This window comes from Mesorhizobium sp. M1428, assembly GCF_040317515.1.
In the GTDB taxonomy this organism is placed as follows: Bacteria; Pseudomonadota; Alphaproteobacteria; order Rhizobiales; family Rhizobiaceae; genus Mesorhizobium.
On record NZ_JAMYKT010000012.1, the window covers coordinates 1 to 16,845 of the forward strand.

Here is a 16,845-nt window from a genome sequence, read left to right on the forward strand (position 1 = left end):
GTTGCCGCATGACGGTTCGCTACGAGACCAGCAGGCCGGACGACCGCGAGGTTCGCGAGCGGATGAAGGCGATCGCGCAGGAGCGACGCCGGTTCGGCTACCGGCGTCTTCTCGTGATGCTGAGGCGGGAGGGCCTGGTCGTGAACCACAAGAAGCTGTTCCGGCTCTATCGGGAGGAGAAGCTCGCCGTTCGCCGCCGTGGCGGCCGCAAACGGGCGATCGGGACCAGGGCGCCGATGCTGGTGCCGCTGAGGCCCGACGAGCGCTGGTCGCTTGACTTCGTATCGGACCAGCTCACCGACGGGCGCCGCTTCCGCATCATGGCCGTCGTCGACGACTGCACGAGAGAGTGCCTGGCACTCATCATTGATACGTCTCTCTCGGGCATGCGGGTTGCCCGCGAATTGGACCGGCTCATCACCGAGCGCGGCCGGCCGAGGATGATCGTCAGCGACAATGGCAGCGAGTTCACCTCGAACGCCATCCTCTCCTGGGCGGATCAGAACCGCGTCGAATGGCATTACATTGCGCCCGGCAAGCCGATGCAGACGGATGTTGTAGAATAGCCCGTTCTTCTCATTCGGCGGCTTTTTCCACAGCCTTCTGCCTTTCCGGCCTCGTTCGCCATCGGGAAGTCGCTGCTGCATAGGCAGCTTCCGCCTTCTCGACGCGGGATCGTTCTTCGGCGCGCTTGGCCGGGATGTTGTAGTCGAAGGCGGTGCCGCGTCTGGCATGGCTGGTCGGAAGGCCGGCACGCAGCTCGACCGATCTGAACTTGCGGGCGAGCAAGGCCGGCCGGGCCCAGATGTAGTCGGTATCCTTGCTCAGCATGTGCCAGATGATCATTGCAAGCTTGCGCGCAGTGGCGACGGCCGCGATGTGCTTCCCGCGGCGCGAGGCGATCCGCTTGTGGAAGGCGCGAAGAGGTCCTGGCGATCGCACAGCCGCCCATGCCGCCTCGACCAGCATCCCCCGCGCATGGCCGCGGCCCTGCTTCGTGATGCGCCCGTGATAGGCTGGCCCCTCACCGGACTGCCGCACGCTCGGATTGAGGCCAAGATAGGCAACGAGCTTCTGTGGATCGCTGAAGCGCCGTATGTCGCCGATTGCCGCGGCAACGCTCGCAGCCACGGTGACGTCGAGGCCGGGTAACGTCATCAGGCGGCGGATTGTCGGATCCGGGAGGGCATGTACGGCGATATCCGCCTCGACCACCGTCAACGCCTCGTTGATCTGGTTAATCAAGCCGAGGTGGCGCTGGATGGCGGCGCGCTCATCCGCAGGCAATATTTGCCTCGTCAGCCATTTGCGCCCGCTGATCCCGATGAGGTTCCCATGCGGACACGGCGGGATCAGGTGGGCGTGGAGGATTGACTGGATCAGGTTCTTCAGCCGCGAACGCTGGCGAACCAGCTGTGTCCGCCTGGTGACCTGTCTTCGGAGGGCAAGGGTCCCCGGATCCGGAACCCAGACCTCCGGCAGAAAGCCCGAGGCGTAGAGCTTCGCAAGGACAGTGGCGTCGATCGTGTCAGTCTTCACCTTCGCGTGCGCGATCATGTGCACCTGCTTGGGATTGGCGATCACGATCCGATCGACGTAGGGCGACAGCACTTCAGCGACGGCAGCAGCATTGCCCGTAGCCTCGATCACCACATGATCATCGTGGGTGAGTTCCTTCCTGGCGAACTCCTCGAGCTTATTGCGCAGCATTTGAACGCGGCCGAGCTTGACGATCTTGCCATCAAGCAACGACACGACCTCGGCGGCTACGCGGTGTATGTCCATGCCGATAATACGCACGGTTCCCTCCATCGTTGGTCACGAACAGGGAGCGAGCGGGCAACACGACAAATACGGATCCGCGCTCGCAGCGCATCCGGGCGAGTCGTAGGGGCGGCCAGATAATGTGCTCGAACTCGCAGTTCATCTGCATACGACGGCCTGCCCGCACTTGCGTGCTCCCGGTGCCCCGTGGCCCGGATGCGCCAAGCTTAACGAACCTGACGTACCGAACAAACGATGGCACCAAGAACATCATGCCGGATAATGGCTTCATGGAGAGCTTTAACGGCCGACTGCGCGATGAACTGCTCAACGAGACGCTGTTTACTTCGCTGGCTCAGGCACGCGTCGCCATCGCCCTGTGGCGCGCCGACTACAACACCGCGGCGGCCGCATTCCCAAATCGCCTGGCAGACACCCGCCGAGTTCGCCACCACCTTCAATCTACGACGGTCGCTCGCGCTGCTCTGTGCCAAAGGCTCCGCGCCAGCGCCCGTCGCTTCACCCGCCCAGCAGGGCACAACCCATGCCGGAAACGAACTCAAAACTGGATAGAAACTGGGGGCAACGTCACCATAGCTGTCTAGAGAAGCAAGCTACAAGGGGGACTACAACCCCCTCGTCGTAGCTTTAGAGCAACAATAATCTAGCTCCCTTTCGACCATCTCAACGAAGCCTCTCGCCTTTTTGTATTGGTCATAAATCTCACTAGTCGTTTTTTCGACGGTGAAGCTTCCAAAATCCTGATGCACCAACCGGTTTCTATCTCGGCCGATCTCAAGAAATGCCTTCGCAGCCTCATCAAACTGGACGCGGTTTCTCACCAAAGACGTCATATGTTCCCTAAAGACGTCTCCAAACATTTGATAAAATTTGTTCGCGTTATTTTTATCCCAATCAAACCACGTGTGGTATTGCCGGCTTATAACTCGGGCTTTAATCAAGTCGCCAACCATCGTGTTTGCGCTGCTATTCCTTGCAAACTCTTCCACTATGTTGGCGAGCGCGTTTTCGAAATAGCTCGCCGCGCTTAGCAGTATCGATTTTCTCGAATTGCCGTCCAAGCTATTCTGAAGAGAACAGCTCGACCTAGGACGTCATAGGTCGCGACAAATTCCTCATATATAGTATCTACGACCCCCACCTGATCGCCTCATCAAAGGGATGAAATTATTTCCCTCGCCTTTGAAATTCTAGTTTCAACATTGGAGGTTCTCGTTGTTCCTTCTAGTGAAGCGAGAACGAAATCCTTGTCTTTCTCAAGTGACGTGACTTCGCTTGGATTTATGACGCCCTTAACCTTCCTTCTCTCTTTGAAGGCCGTTGAGCAAGCTGCCGTGAACACCGCTTCAAACAGCGCAATATTAAATCTCCCATTTCGGGGATTGGTGAACGCATCCATTTGAAGTTCTGCGCACGCCTTCAGGAAAGAGTGGAACAAAGCCTCCAAATACGAATTTTGCTCTTTCGTATGGCTCTCGCACATCCTAGAAAAGTGATTTAGAAATCTAACTAAAGATGGAGCATATTTGTCCCCATCGATCAACATCGCGAATCCCCGTAGAAGAATCTCTATATCCTTCATATGTAGATCTGGCTCGGTATTTCCTAGGAATTCCCTCCATTTCTTATCTTGATTTATTCTGTATAGCATATCGTAGAAATTGGAATGGTACATACTGGTGCGAATCTCTTGCGGCCTTAGATTAACCCCGCCGGTATTAAGCCTATTGAAAACTTCATAAATAGCCGAGTCGTCGTCTTCGGGGGAGTTTTGTCTCACAACAATATTTCTAATGGGACGAAGATCCAATTGCGTCTTATATTCACCGAGCGTCGAATAGTTCAGCCCGTGGAACTTGTTGGACTCGTTTGGGAGTCGGCCCGTAAGCTTCAGTTTGAAATCCTCGAAATATGCATCGTCATGAAGTATCTCATCAGGTATCCGACCATGTAAATCGAATATCGCCCTAAGTTCGATCCTCTTATCTGTTCTTGGGAAGCGTCGCTTCATGAAATAATAAATTGACATTAGCCGCTGTTGACCGTCTATCACTAGAAACTTATTTCTAGATTGTTCATAAAGAAATAACTGAGGAACAGGTATACCGATTATCAAGGACTCAATAAGTTTTGACGCCCTCGTTCGGTCCCATACATAGTTTCGTTGGAAACCCGGTATACGAACGGCGCCGGCTTCGATGAAGCTGTAAAGCGTTAATACATTGAAGTCGTTCGGGGTGGCCGTAATGTCGTATTCGTCGACTTGGCCCTCGTCTGCATCATCGGCATAGTCGTCAAACCAAGAGTCTGTGTCGTCGGACATTCAAATCTCCAAATCGCGCGAAGCGCGTCGTGTCCATTAATCACAAATCTCAACGAGGCGTCAAAGGTCTCAATTCAACAAGAGTTAGGGAATATACACCCGAGCTAATCAGCCACAGATCCATTAACTATCGCAACTTTGATCCGATATTTGACCCTCAATGCTGAAGCTGCCTTAGACAAGCCAGCCCTCAGACCACTCCTGTATGAGTTAGAGTCGGCGGCAAAAAGCATCAGAATATCGCGCAGCAGCCTCTTCAATCGCCCATCTTCAGCGCCTGAATAAACGCCTCTTGCGGGATATCCACTTTCCCGAATTGCCGCATCCGCTTCTTGCCCTCTTTCTGCTTGTCGAGCAGCTTGCGCTTGCGCGAGACGTCGCCGCCGTAACATTTGGCGGTGACGTCCTTGCGCAGCGCCGAGATCGTCTCGCGGGCGATGACCTTGCCGCCGATCGCCGCCTGGATCGGGATCTTGAACAGGTGGTGCGGGATCAGCTCCTTCAGCTTCTCGCACATCTGGCGGCCGCGCTTTTCCGCCGCCGTGCGGTGAACCAGCATCGACAGCGCGTCGACCGGCTCCTCGTTGACCAGGATCGACATCTTGACCAGGTCGCCTTCCTTGTAGTCGGTGAGGTGATAGTCGAAGGACGCGTAGCCCTTGGAGATCGACTTCAGCCGGTCGTAAAAGTCGAAGACCACCTCGTTGAGCGGCAAATCGTAGATCAGCATGGCGCGTTTGCCGACATAGGAGAGGTCGGCCTGGATGCCGCGCCGGTCCTGGCAGAGCTTCAGGATGCCGCCGAGATAGTCGTCGGGGGTCAGGATGGTGGCGCGGATCCACGGCTCCTCGATGGCCGATATCTTGACCACGTCGGGCATGTCGGCCGGGTTGTGCAGTTCCTTGACCGTGCCGTCATTCAACAGCAGGCGGTAGACGACGCTCGGCGCGGTGGCGATGAGGTCGAGGTTGAACTCGCGCTCCAGCCGCTCCTGGATGATTTCGAGATGCAGCAGGCCGAGGAAGCCGCAGCGGTAGCCGAAGCCGAGTGCGGCACTGGTTTCCATTTCGAAGGAGAAAGACGCGTCGTTGAGGCGCAGCTTGCCGACGGCGGCGCGCAGATCCTCGAAATCGGCGGCGTCAACCGGGAACAGGCCGCAGAACACCACCGGCTGCGCCGGCTTGAAGCCGGGCAGGGCTTGTGCCGTCGGGCGCTTGTCCTCGGTGATGGTGTCGCCGACGCGGGTGTCGGCGACTTCCTTGATCGAGCCGGTGAAGAAACCGAACTCGCCGGGGCCGAGCTCGTCGACATTGATGCGGGCGGGCGTGAAGACGCCGGTGCGCTCGACCAGGTATCTGGCGCCGGTGCCCATCATGCGGATGGTCTGGCCCTTCTTCAGCACGCCGTCGATGATGCGGACCAGCACGATGACGCCGAGATAGGCGTCGTACCAGCTATCGACCAGCATCGCCTTCAGCGGGGCCGTGATGTCGCCTTCGCGCGGCGGCGGCAGATCGTTGACGATCGCCTCCAGCACGTCGGGAATACCGAGCCCGGTCTTGGCCGAGATCAGCACGGCGTTTGAGGCGTCGATGCCGATCACCTCCTCGACCTGCTCGCGGATGCGCTCGGGCTCGGCGGCGGGCAGGTCGACCTTGTTCAGCACCACGACGATCTCGTGGTTGTTATCGATCGCCTGGTAGACATTGGCCAGTGTCTGCGCCTCGACGCCTTGCGAGGCGTCGACGACCAGCAGGGAGCCCTCGCAGGCAGCCAGCGAGCGCGACACTTCATAGGCGAAGTCGACATGGCCGGGCGTGTCGATCAGGTTGAGGATATAGTCCTGCCCATTGTTGGCGTGGTACTTCAACCGCACCGTCTGCGCCTTGATGGTGATGCCGCGCTCGCGCTCGATGTCCATCGAGTCCAGCACCTGCTCCTTCATGTCGCGCAGCTCCAGCCCGCCGGTCGACTGGATCAGCCGGTCGGCAAGCGTGGATTTGCCATGGTCGATATGGGCAACGATGGAGAAGTTGCGGATGTTCTTGATCGGCGTGGTCATGCGGCGCGCTTTAGCAGGGGCACGGTATATCGGCAAGCGGCGGAGCGCGGGTGCGACGGCGGCGAGGCAAAGTCGTTAAACTTTGATCCATGAGATTAGAGCATAGTTCGCGCCCGACGTGATAGCCCACCGGTCTATCGCCGTTTCGGGGGGTCGGAATGCCGCTGTCAGCACGCAAATTTCTCAGATCGGTGAGCGGCTCGTTCGCGCCGATGCTCGCCATCCTGCTTATCCCGATGGTTGCCGCATTGGGTTTTTCCATCGACTATACCTCGGCGGTTTCAACCAGGGCATCGATGCAGAACGCCCTCGATGCAGCATCGCTGTCGATCACGACGCTTGCTACAGACACGTCATTGGCGGACCGCCAGGTGAAACTGCAGGAGGCATACCTGGCCAATGGCGGGCAAGGCACGGCCAAGCTCGACAGCTTCGTCGTCGCCGCCGACGGCGCCGCCAGCATCAAGGCTTCGGCCGGCTTTGCCATGGCGACGAGTTTCATGCAGATCGTCAAGATCAACACGGTGCAGGTCGGCGTCGCGTCGGGAGTGACCAAGAGGCCGGCATTGGTGGAGGCTACGTTCAAGGTCGACAAGATCTCGGGCTGGTGGGACAAGACGGTGACGCTCTACGGCACGAAATCCGGGGACACTGTGGCCAACAAGCTGATGAGGATCTCCTACGCCTACAACAGGTTTGGCGATCCGAAAGGCTACGGAACCTCCTCTGTGTACACGATCAATGGAACGACGGAGACGCTGGTCCAGAAACAAGTATGCACGACCACCACGGTGCTCAGCTTCTACGGCTTGCCCACCGGCACAATCACTCAGATCAGCGGCACCAGGAAATACGCAACCACCTGCGTCAACACGATGTATCCCGCGACCGGCGCCGGTGCGGTGATCGACGTGAAGGACATGGATAACCTGTCTCTGGAGATGAAGATTCCGAATCCCAATCCCGGTCTTGGCGGCGGCTATCTGGAGACGGGCACGAAAACAACCCTGCGATCGGACGACCCGGTCACTTCCGACCGATTGTTCATCGACAAGGTCAAGACGCTAGCCAATACGACTGTCGACATCTTTACGGCCGTGCCCTGCGGCATCACCAGCAGTCAAGCGTGGGAAGACGGCGGGTCCCTTACCAATAACACCATAGACGACGCCGATTTTTCCTATTTCGTGACCGGCAAGTGCGCCTTCAACAAGCGGCCTTCGGAAACCGTGCTTACACAATAGCCGGGCCGCGTGCCGATCTCCCCCCGTGTGGGCGGGATCGGATGTCGCCTCGGCCCGCGCTACTGTCCTGAGACGAAAAACGTGGACTTCTCCTCAATCACGAAGCGGTGATGCTGTAACGAACCGTGCGTCGGCGGCGAAGTGTGGACATGGAACCGCACAGGAGAACAGCGATGACCGGATCGAAACGCAGCACAGCCCTGATGGGGCTCGCCGCGGTACTGTTTTCGGCGACTGTGCTGTCGGCAACCAGCGCGGCTGCCGGCCAGACGCTGACCGTAGTCGAGCTGTTCACCAGCCAGGGCTGCTCGTCCTGCCCGCCGGCCAACGCCAATCTGATCAAGGTCAAGGACCGGCCCGGCGTGCTGGCGCTGTCCTTCAACGTCACCTACTGGGACTATCTCGGCTGGAAGGACACATTCGGCAAAGAAGAATTCACGCAGCGCCAGGTCCGCTATGAGCCGTCGCTCGGCCGTTCCGGCCCGTTCACGCCGCAAGTGGTGGTCAACGGCAAGGCCGATGCGGTCGGCGCCAGGCCGGGCGAGATCGAGCAGCTGATTTCGAGCGGCGGCCACGCCGACGGACCTTCGCTGTCGCTCGCCGGCGGGAAGGTCAGCATCGGCGCCGGTCCGGTGCCCGGCGGCAAGGCCGATGTCTGGCTGGTGCGTTACGGCAAGGGCGTCGTCGAGGTGCCGGTGGCGCGCGGCGAAAACACCGGCCGCACGCTGCCGCACGCCAATGTCGTGCATTCGCTGACCAGGTTGGGCAGTTGGACCGGCGACGCCACCGCGCTGCCGCTGCCGGCGACGACGGGTGGCCTCAGCACCGCGGTGCTGGTGCAGGTGCCGCGCGGCGGGCCGATCCTGGCTGCCGCCACGAACTAGAAACCCTGCCGAATTTCCCCAACGCGCAGCGGCGCCGCCGCATGCCGTCAACACAGGCCAAACCCAAGGAGATCATCATGACCAATCGTTTGACCAATCGCCCGACCCTGGCGGCACTCGCCTTCGCACCTTGCTCGACGGCGCTGTTTGCCGGTGGCGCGGCGCGGGCCGAAGATGCGATGAAGCCGGCGATGGCGACAAACGCCATGAAGCCGGCAACGGACGCCATGAAGCCGGCCGACGCGATGGCCACGACCGCGATGAAGGCGACAGATCCGATGACGACCGACTGCATGAACAAGGCAGCCGCCGAGACGGACGCCATGAAGAAAGCCGAAGCGACCAAGGCCTGCGATGCCATGGCTCCGGCCAAATAGGCGATGCGCACAGCAAAGTGAGAGCCCGGCGGACCTATCCGTCGTATAATCCACACCAGCATCATGGGAGATCAGACATGACCGCAGCCGTGAAACGATCGTCGATTTTCGCAAAAGCAGCACTTGCCGCGCTCATCCTCACGGCCGCCGCCGCCGTGTTCTGGCAGACGCCGGCAGTCTCGGCCGAAGACGCGGTGGTGATCCCGCCGCCGGCAATGGACGAGAAGGCTACCGCCGGCACCGAAAAGGCGGTCTTCGCCGGCGGCTGCTTCTGGGGTGTGCAAGGCGTGTTCCAGCACGTCAAGGGCGTGACCAGCGCCGTCTCCGGCTATGCGGGCGGCGACAAGGACACGGCCGTCTATGAAATGGTCGGCACCAGCCGGACGGGTCATGCCGAATCCGTCGAGATCACCTACGAGCCGTCCAAGGTGACCTACGGCCAGCTGCTGCAGGTGTATTTCTCGGTGGCGCACAATCCGACGCAACTGAACTACCAGGGGCCGGACAGCGGCACCCAGTACCGTTCGACGATATTTGCCGAAAACGACACGCAGAAAAAGATCGCCGAAAGCTACATCGCCCAGCTCGACAAAGCCAAGGTGTTTCCCAAGCCGATCGTGACGACGCTGGAGACCGGCAAGAGCTTCTATCCGGCCGAGGATTACCACCAGGACTTTCTGACGCTCAACCCGACCTATCCCTATATCGTCTACAATGATCTGCCCAAGGTCGAGAATCTGAAGCGGCTGTTCCCCAACCTCTACAGCGAAAAGCCGGTTCTGGTGCTGGCCGCCAACAAGAGCTGAGCTTTTGGAGCCTGCGGGCCCGACGGAGAATAAGCGTCGGCGATCCTTCGCACCCCCCTCTGTCCTGCCGGACATCTCCCCCGCAAGGGGGGAGATTGGCTATCACCTCGACCTTCACCAAATCTCCAACGTTCAGGACGAGCGGAGCGCTGAAACTGCTAATCTCCCCCCTTGCGGGGGAGATGGCCGGCAGGCCAGAGGGGGGTGCTGTCCCGCCAGCGCCTCGAAACTACACCCCCTTTTTCCAGGGCAGGCTCCAGCGCACTTTCTCCAGCGTCGCCTTTGCCTCGGGCGAGTCCGGGTCGGGCTCCGTCTCGCGATAATGCGCCGAGCCCTCAGGCGGGTAGGCAAGCGTGTTGTTGAGGGCGAATTTGTCGATCTGGCTGAAGTCGGGGAAAGGCAGATTTTGCGCCTCGCGCCAATCGCTGACCCTTTTCTCCGCGGCGATGCGTTTTTCGTCGTCGACCGGAAGGTCGGTGGCTCGGTATTCCAGTGACGAAGGGAAGGCGAACTGCGCGCCGGCATCATCCATGATGTTGATCATGGACAACAGGATGTCCTCGCGGATGGCTTGAAAATCGGCCACGTCGGCGGTTTTGACGTAAGTGAACACGTCGATGTCGAGCGAATAGGCGCCGAAGCCGGCAAAGCGCACGCGGCACGGCTCGTCGATGACGCGCGGGTGGGCGATCAGCAGCCTGCGCAGCTCGGCCAGGACGTAACGCATCTGATCGGGCGTCGTCTCGTAGCGCAGCTGCAGCGTCGTCGCGAACCGGGTGCGGTCGCGATGCGCGTAGTTCTCGATCTGCATGCCGGCAAAATCCGAATTCGGCACCGAGATGATCGTGCGGTCGAGCGACCTGATGCGCGTCGAGCGCATGCCGATATGCTCGATCGTGCCGGACTGGTCGCCGAACTTGCAGAAGTCGCCGACGCTGACCGGCCGGTCGGCATAGAGCGTCAGGCCGGAGAGGAAGTTCTGCAGCGTCGGCTGCGCCGCCAGCGCCACCGCCAGACCGCCGATGCCGAGACCGGCAATGACGCCTTCGTAGGGGATGGCGAGCACTTCGGCCAACAGCAGGAAGGCGACGACCAGCACGGCGACGCGCGCGACACCGGTGGAAAGCGAAATCAGCGTGTCGTGATAGCCGGGCACCTGCCACAGTCCGCGATAGTGGTCGGCGACCTTGCCGATCAGGTGCCAGACCACCGGCACGGCGCCGATCACGACCAGGCTCCAGGCGATTGCCTTGACCGGGGCGGCGACGACTTGCGGCAGACCGAGCGGGCGCAGCGTCAACAGCAGGAAGAAGCCAAGCACGATCGAGCGCACCGCCCATTCGACAATGCGGAAGAAGGCCGAGCTGTCCGTCCTTCGCACAAACAAGGAAATCAGCGCATTGGCGATGAAGCCGAAGACGATACCGGCCAGTGCGGCAAGGCCGAGCATCCACCATTGCCAGTGCTCCATCGGGCCGGCGCGGGTGAGCAGGCCGGGGCTGATCTCGCGGGCGAGGCCACGGGCGATGAAGAACGGGTCGGTGCTGGCGAAGGCGGCGAATTCCGGCGCCACCGGCACGTCTTCGACGTCGGCGTAGAGCGCGCGGATGTGGGCGAGCGTCTCGGGCGTAAACTGCCAGATCTTGCTCTTCTCGGTCTCGACCGGGCCGATGACGATGTTGCCGGCGGGATGCTCGAAATAGACGAAGGGGGTGTTGCTCTTCGGATCGTCGGGGATCTCCTGCCAATAGACATAGCCGATGCGGTCGATGACCTTTTTGAGATAGCGCTCGAGCAGGAACGCCTCGTCGCCGCGCACGGCCTGACTGTAGTTGCGCAGGTCGAGCGCCGCTTGTGCCGGGTCGCCGGCTTCGGTGAGGCCGCTCAACAGTACCTTGAACGTATCGCGCGGCGAGGCAAGCTTGCTCGGATCGTCGACCATGTCGACGGCTTCGCCACGCGCTTCCTGGAATTCGGCGAGCTTGGCCTGGAGCCGGGCAAGTGGCGGCCCGACGATGAACCAGTCGCCATGCTTGCGGCGAAAAGTGACGGCGAAGGAGACCCTGGTGCCGTATTGCGGCAGCGTCGCCGTCACCTCGTCTCCGGAAATCGCATCATGCGGCAGGCTCCACAGACGGAACGTCGCGTTGTCGATGACGGTGAACAGAAGCTTGGTGTAATCGGGCATGTTGAGGCCGCCGCGGTCGGCCTCGGTGACGTCGACGAGACCTGCTGCCAGACCGGCAAGACCCATGCCGCCGCCGGTGGCGCGCGGCACGTTGTCGGCGCCGCTCTCGTTCATCGTCTGCAGGAACGAGCGCATGGTGCTCATCGGGCTCGACTGGTCGACACGGACGTCCTCGACGGCGCTGACACGCACCCCTGTCCACCATTCGGCGGTGGCGGCATCGAAACGGCCCATGAAGCTGCCGCCGTCGGGCGACTGGACGAAGGTGAAAGCGCCCTGGCGGTCGCCTTCGAACCAGTGGCCGACAAGCTTGTCGCCTTCGGCCTTGGCCTCGATGCGGCCGTTGTAAAGCGGGTAGACGCCCTTTACGTCAGTGCCGGTCTGCTCGAACTTGATCTGGGCGCCGCCGCCGCGCCACTTCGTGTCCCACACGCCCGCCCAGTTGGCCGCGTCTTGGGCGTGCGCCTGCGGCATGGCCGGCAGCAGTCCGGCAAGCGCGAGTGCGCCGATCAGCGCGACCGTCCGGATCAGCAAAAGCAGCAGCCGATCCTGTGCTGCCGCAGAAAAGGGGTTCATTCTGTTGCCCTTCTTCTTGCCGGCGATTCTGCTGGGCCGGCCAGAGAAGGTTATTCCGCTTGAAGATGAATATTCTGTTTCAGGTGGCGACGGCGATGCCGGTCAGTCATAGGTCAGATCCGTCGCCTTGCCGGCGAACACCCGGTAGGCAAAGAACGAATAGAAGATGATGATCGGCAGCACGACGACCGTCCCGACCAGGATGACGGCCAGGCTTTCGGGTGCCGAAGCAGCCTGCCAGATGGTCAGCCGGTCGGGCACCACGAAGGGGTAGAACGACCAGGCGAGGCCGGCAAAGCCGAGCGTGAAGATCGCGGCCAATGTCAGGAACGGGAGCAGCGCGTGGCGGTCGCCGGGTTTCGGCAGATGGAAGGTCTGGCGCCATAGCCACAGGAACAGCACTGCCGACAGGATCGGCAGCGGCGACAGATAGAGCATGGCCGGCCAGACGAACCATTTGTCGAAGATGCGCGCGCTGGCAAAGGGCGTGGCCAGCGATACCGCGACCATGCCGAGCGCGGTCAGCACCAGCGCCGTGCGCAGCCACAGCACCGCCTTCCTCTGCAGATCGCCTTCCGTCTTGTAGATGACCCAGGCCGCGCCCATCGCCGCATAGGCGGCGGCAAGGCAAAGTGCCACCAACGCGCCGAAAGCGATGCCGCCAGGGCCGACGTCGAGGCCGAGCACATAGACGCCGAGCATGTAACCTTGCGCCAGCGACGCGATGACCGAGCCGAGGAAGAAGATGCGGTTCCAGCGGTGCTTCCTGCCGGCCGGCACCTTGGCGCGGAAATCGAAGGCGACGCCGCGCAGGATCAAGCCGACCAGCAGCACGAAGACCGGAATGTAGAGCGCCGTCAGAATGGTGCCATGCGCCAACGGGAAGGCGACCAGCAGCAGGCCGACCGCCAGCACCAGCCAGGTCTCGTTGGCGTCCCAGAACGGGCCGATGGCGGCGATCATCGTATCCTGTTCGGTGTCTTCGGCTGCGGCGAACAGGATGCCGATGCCGAGATCGAAACCGTCGAGGATGACGTAGATCAGGATGGCGAGGCCCATCAGCCCGGCAAAGATCAGAGGCAGCAGGGTCGGCCAGTCGAAGCTCATGATGTTTCTCCCGGTTGCGCAACCGGCTGCGACAGCGGCCTGTTCATGACGCCCGGCAGCGGCGAGGTGTCACCATCCTTCGCCGCCTTCAATGCCAGATGCACCAGCACGCCGAGATATGCGATCAAGAGCAGCACATAGAGGATGAGATAGACCGCGAGCGACAGCGCGACATGGCTGCCGGCGACCGGGCCGACAGCATCGGCGGTACGCAGTACGCCGGTGACCAGCCAGGGCTGGCGGCCGATCTCGGTGGTGTACCAGCCGGCCAGCGTCGCCAGCCAGCCGGACAGCGCCATCGGCACCATCACCAGCGCCAGCGGCTTAGGCAGGCTGTGGCGGCGCTTGAGGAAGAAGGCTGCCGACCAGGAGACAGCGAGCATCAGGAGCCCGGTGCCGACCATGATGCGAAAGCCCCAGAACACCGGAAATACCGGGGGATGGTTGCCGGCATAATCGTTCAGCCCAGGCACGACGCCGCCGGCGCTGTGCCTGAGGATAAGGCTGGCGCCATCGGGAATGGTGAGCTCGAACCTGTTTTCCCTGGCCGCTTCGTCGGGAAGCGCAAACAGCACCAGCGGCACGTTGGGACCGGTGTTCCAGTTGGCCTCCATCGCGGCGATCTTCTGCGGCTGGTGTTCCAGCGTGTTGAGGCCGTGCTGGTCGCCGGCAAAGATCTGGATCGGGATCAGGATCGCGGCGGTGAAGACGCCGGTGCGCAAGGCCTTCCACATCGATTCCGAGCGATCGCCGTAGAGATAGCGCAGCGCCGACAGGCCGGCGATCAGGAACGAGACGGTCAGCCCCGAAGCAAGTAGCATATGGACGAGCCGGTAGGGCATGGATGGATTGAAGACAACGGCCCACCAGTCGGTGGCGTGCGCCACACCATCGCGCATTTCGAAGCCGGCCGGCGTCTGCATCCACGAATTGAGTGCGATGATCCAGAAGGCGGACAAGGTGGTGCCGCCGGCCACCAGCACCGTCGCCAGTGTATGGACGCGGTTCGAGACGCGGCGGAAGCCGAACAGCATGATGCCGAGGAACGCCGCCTCGAGGAAAAAGGCGGTCAGGATCTCGTAGGCCAGCAGCGGGCCGGCGATGTTGCCGACCGTCTCCATGTAGCCCGGCCAGTTGGTGCCGAACTGAAAACTCATAGTGACGCCGGAAACCACGCCCATGGCGAAGGACAGTGCGAATACCTTAACCCAGGTGAAATAAGCGCGCATCCAGGCTGAATCGTTTGTCGCGTTGTAGCGGAGCTTGAAGAAAAGCAGCACCCAGCCGAGCGCTATGGTAATCGCCGGGAACAGGATGTGGAACGAGATGTTCGCGCCGAACTGAATGCGCGACAGAATGAGCGGGTCCATGGCGGCTCCGGCTGCTGCTTGTTTGTTGAAGGATAGGCTTGATGCACCGGACGGTCAAAGCGGCGTCCCGCCGCGAGGCGGAACGCCGCAGTGCCGGTTAATCTGCTTTTGCATGGAATTTGGCTGGACGACCGGGCAGGTGTTGCCTATTCCGGCGAACCTCGATGTCCCGAACTGTCAGGAGCGCCATTGACATCCGGATTTGCGAACCGACATTCAGCGGATTAAATCAACAACTCTGTTTCAAGCAGCCGTTTTCAGCCATGCAGCCGATCATCTCGATTTCCGGGGTCACCAAGACCTACGCCACCGGCTTCAAGGCGCTGAAGGAGATCAATCTCGACATCGTGCGCGGCGAGATCTTTGCGCTGCTAGGGCCGAACGGCGCCGGCAAGACAACGCTGATCTCAATCGTCTGCGGCATCGTCAACCGTTCGTCGGGCAGCGTCACCGTCGACGGCCATGACATCAACCGCGACTACCGCGCCGCGCGCAGCCTGATCGGGCTGGTGCCGCAGGAACTGACTATCGACGCCTTCGAGAGCGTATGGGCGACGGTCAATTACAGCCGCGGGCTGTTCGGCAAGCCGGCGGACAAGGCGTTCGTCGAAAAAGTGCTGCGCGATCTGTCGCTCTGGGACAAGAAGGACGCCAAGGCGATCACGCTGTCCGGCGGCATGAAGCGCCGGCTGATGATCGCCAAGGCGCTGTCGCACGAGCCGCGCATCCTGTTCCTCGACGAACCGACGGCAGGCGTCGATGTCGAGCTGCGCCAGGATATGTGGGCGATGGTGCGCCGGCTGCGCGAAGACGGTGTCACCATCATCCTGACCACGCATTACATCGAAGAAGCCGAGGCGATGGCCGATCGCGTAGGCGTCATCAACCGCGGCGAGATCGTGCTGGTGGAGGACAAGGCCGAGCTGATGCGCAAGCTTGGCCGCAAACGGCTTGTACTGGAACTGCGCAGTCCCCTGGCCACTGTTCCCGACGCTTTTTCGAGCTATGCGCTGGAGCTTTCGCCGGATGGCGGACAGCTGACCTATACTTATGACAACCAGAGCGAACGGCCGGGCGTCGCCTCGCTGATCCGCGAGCTCGAGGCGGCCGGCATCCAGTTCCGCGACATCGATACGGAAAACAGCTCGCTCGAGGAGATCTTCGTCAATCTGGTGAGGAAACCGGCATGAATCCGCGCGCGGCCATGAATCTTCATGCGGTATGGGCGATCTATCGGGTGGAGATGGCGCGCGCCCTTCGCACGGTGCTGCAAAGCATCGTTTCACCGGTCATTTCGACGTCACTCTATTTCGTCGTCTTCGGCTCGGCCATCGGCTCGCGCATCACCGAGATCGACGGCATCAGCTACGGTGCCTTCATCGTGCCGGGGCTGATCATGCTGTCGCTGCTGACGCAGTCGATCTCCAACGCCTCTTTCGCCATCTATTTTCCGAAATTCGTCGGCTCGATCTACGAATTGCTGTCGGCGCCGGTGTCCTATCTGGAGATCGTCATCGCCTATGTCGGGGGCGCGGCGACAAAGTCGATCGTGCTTGGCCTGATCATCCTGGCGACGGCCTCGCTGTTCGTGCCGCTGACGATCGAGCATCCGTTCTGGATGCTTGCCTTCCTGGTGCTGACGGCGGTGACCTTCAGCCTGTTCGGCTTTATCATCGGGATCTGGGCGAAGAGCTTCGAGCAACTGCAGCTGGTGCCGCTGCTGATCATCACGCCGCTGACCTTCCTCGGCGGCAGCTTCTATTCGATCAACATGCTGCCCGGCATCTGGCGCACGGTGACGCTGTTCAACCCGGTGGTCTACCTGGTCAGCGGCTTCCGCTGGAGCTTCTACGGCAAGTCCGACGTTTCGGTCGGCGTCAGCCTCGGCATGACGGTGGTCTTCCTGCTCGTCTGCATAGCAATCGTCGCCTGGATCTTCAGGACCGGCTACCGGCTGCGCAACTGATCGACTGGCCTTGTCCCGGCGAAGCAGCCTTATCGGTCGACGTTTCCTTTCCGAAGGCGATATAAGCCCGCGCCCGCGCCCCGGAGCCGGCGCTTGAATGCTCGATCTTGCTTTTTATGCATTGTTATATATCATGTTATAGATTTTGAGGTGAAGT

Annotated in this window: 13 protein-coding genes and 2 pseudogenes; 8 read left to right on the forward strand and 7 right to left on the reverse strand. The window is 61.0% G+C overall.

Translation table 11 applies throughout. The annotated features are described in order from the left end of the window. Window positions 1-563 (forward strand): annotated as a pseudogene (locus NKG60_RS18025) (DDE-type integrase/transposase/recombinase); the annotation flags it as partial. A gap of 13 nt (window positions 564-576) precedes the next feature. On the opposite strand, the gene NKG60_RS18030 reads toward NKG60_RS18025, so the two are convergent. After that, a complete protein-coding gene (locus tag NKG60_RS18030) occupies window positions 577-1,800 on the reverse strand; it encodes an IS110 family RNA-guided transposase (protein WP_352778910.1) in 1,224 nt (407 codons plus the stop codon). A 245-nt stretch (window positions 1,801-2,045) separates the two neighbouring features. Between NKG60_RS18030 and NKG60_RS18035 the strand changes: the two are divergent. Continuing rightward, window positions 2,046-2,337, forward strand: a pseudogene (locus NKG60_RS18035) (integrase core domain-containing protein); the annotation flags it as partial. 53 nt (window positions 2,338-2,390) lie between these two features. On the opposite strand, the gene NKG60_RS18040 reads toward NKG60_RS18035, so the two are convergent. The 3 genes from NKG60_RS18040 to lepA form a co-directional block, all read right to left on the reverse strand. Continuing rightward, window positions 2,391-2,846 (reverse strand): HEPN domain-containing protein, encoded by a 456-nt coding sequence (locus NKG60_RS18040; RefSeq protein ID WP_352868494.1) that lies wholly within the window; start codon window positions 2,844-2,846, stop codon window positions 2,391-2,393. Between the two features lie 92 nt (window positions 2,847-2,938). Then, window positions 2,939-4,108 (reverse strand): GmrSD restriction endonuclease domain-containing protein, encoded by a 1,170-nt coding sequence (locus tag NKG60_RS18045; protein ID WP_352868491.1) that lies wholly within the window; start codon window positions 4,106-4,108, stop codon window positions 2,939-2,941. Between the two features lie 256 nt (window positions 4,109-4,364). Next, on the reverse strand, window positions 4,365-6,170 hold the full coding sequence (gene lepA, locus NKG60_RS18050) for a translation elongation factor 4 (RefSeq protein WP_352593269.1): 1,806 nt from the start codon (window positions 6,168-6,170) through the stop codon (window positions 4,365-4,367). 158 nt (window positions 6,171-6,328) lie between these two features. On the opposite strand from lepA, the gene NKG60_RS18055 reads away from it, so the two are divergent. The 4 genes from NKG60_RS18055 (at window position 6,329) to msrA (ending at window position 9,481) form a co-directional block, all read left to right on the forward strand. Further along, window positions 6,329-7,414: a TadE/TadG family type IV pilus assembly protein gene (locus NKG60_RS18055; RefSeq protein WP_352868488.1), complete on the forward strand. Its 1,086-nt coding sequence runs from the start codon at window positions 6,329-6,331 to the stop codon at window positions 7,412-7,414. A 173-nt stretch (window positions 7,415-7,587) separates the two neighbouring features. After that, a complete protein-coding gene (locus NKG60_RS18060) occupies window positions 7,588-8,298 on the forward strand; it encodes a DUF1223 domain-containing protein (RefSeq protein WP_352868485.1) in 711 nt (236 codons plus the stop codon). 77 nt (window positions 8,299-8,375) lie between these two features. Then, window positions 8,376-8,675, forward strand: a complete 300-nt coding sequence (locus NKG60_RS18065; RefSeq protein WP_352868482.1) for a hypothetical protein — start codon at window positions 8,376-8,378, stop codon at window positions 8,673-8,675. Between the two features lie 77 nt (window positions 8,676-8,752). Next, entirely contained in the window at window positions 8,753-9,481 is a 729-nt protein-coding gene (msrA, locus tag NKG60_RS18070) for a peptide-methionine (S)-S-oxide reductase MsrA (RefSeq protein WP_352868479.1), read from the forward strand. Between the two features lie 229 nt (window positions 9,482-9,710). On the opposite strand, the gene NKG60_RS18075 is transcribed toward msrA, so the two are convergent. The 3 genes from NKG60_RS18075 to NKG60_RS18085 all read right to left on the reverse strand — a co-directional run bounded on the left by NKG60_RS18075 (window position 9,711) and on the right by NKG60_RS18085 (window position 14,722). Beyond that, a complete protein-coding gene (locus NKG60_RS18075) occupies window positions 9,711-12,245 on the reverse strand; it encodes a mechanosensitive ion channel family protein (RefSeq protein ID WP_352868476.1) in 2,535 nt (844 codons plus the stop codon). 102 nt (window positions 12,246-12,347) lie between these two features. Continuing rightward, window positions 12,348-13,352 (reverse strand): cytochrome d ubiquinol oxidase subunit II, encoded by a 1,005-nt coding sequence (locus tag NKG60_RS18080; protein ID WP_352868474.1) that lies wholly within the window; start codon window positions 13,350-13,352, stop codon window positions 12,348-12,350. Beyond that, a complete protein-coding gene (locus NKG60_RS18085) occupies window positions 13,349-14,722 on the reverse strand; it encodes a cytochrome ubiquinol oxidase subunit I (RefSeq protein WP_352665147.1) in 1,374 nt (457 codons plus the stop codon). Before NKG60_RS18085 ends, NKG60_RS18080 begins: the two co-directional genes overlap by 4 nt. Window positions 14,723-14,985: 263 nt before the next feature. Here NKG60_RS18085 and NKG60_RS18090 point away from each other — a divergent pair, with 263 nt between their 5' ends. Beyond that, window positions 14,986-15,912 carry an ABC transporter ATP-binding protein gene (locus tag NKG60_RS18090; protein ID WP_352491167.1) on the forward strand — a complete coding sequence of 309 codons (927 nt, stop codon included), beginning with the start codon at window positions 14,986-14,988 and terminating at the stop codon, window positions 15,910-15,912. Window positions 15,913-15,926: 14 nt separating this feature from the next. Then, the gene (locus tag NKG60_RS18095) at window positions 15,927-16,688 is read left to right on the forward strand and encodes an ABC transporter permease (protein ID WP_292656992.1); all 762 of its coding nucleotides are present in this window, start codon (window positions 15,927-15,929) and stop codon (window positions 16,686-16,688) included. Window positions 16,689-16,845 lie beyond the last annotated feature (157 nt).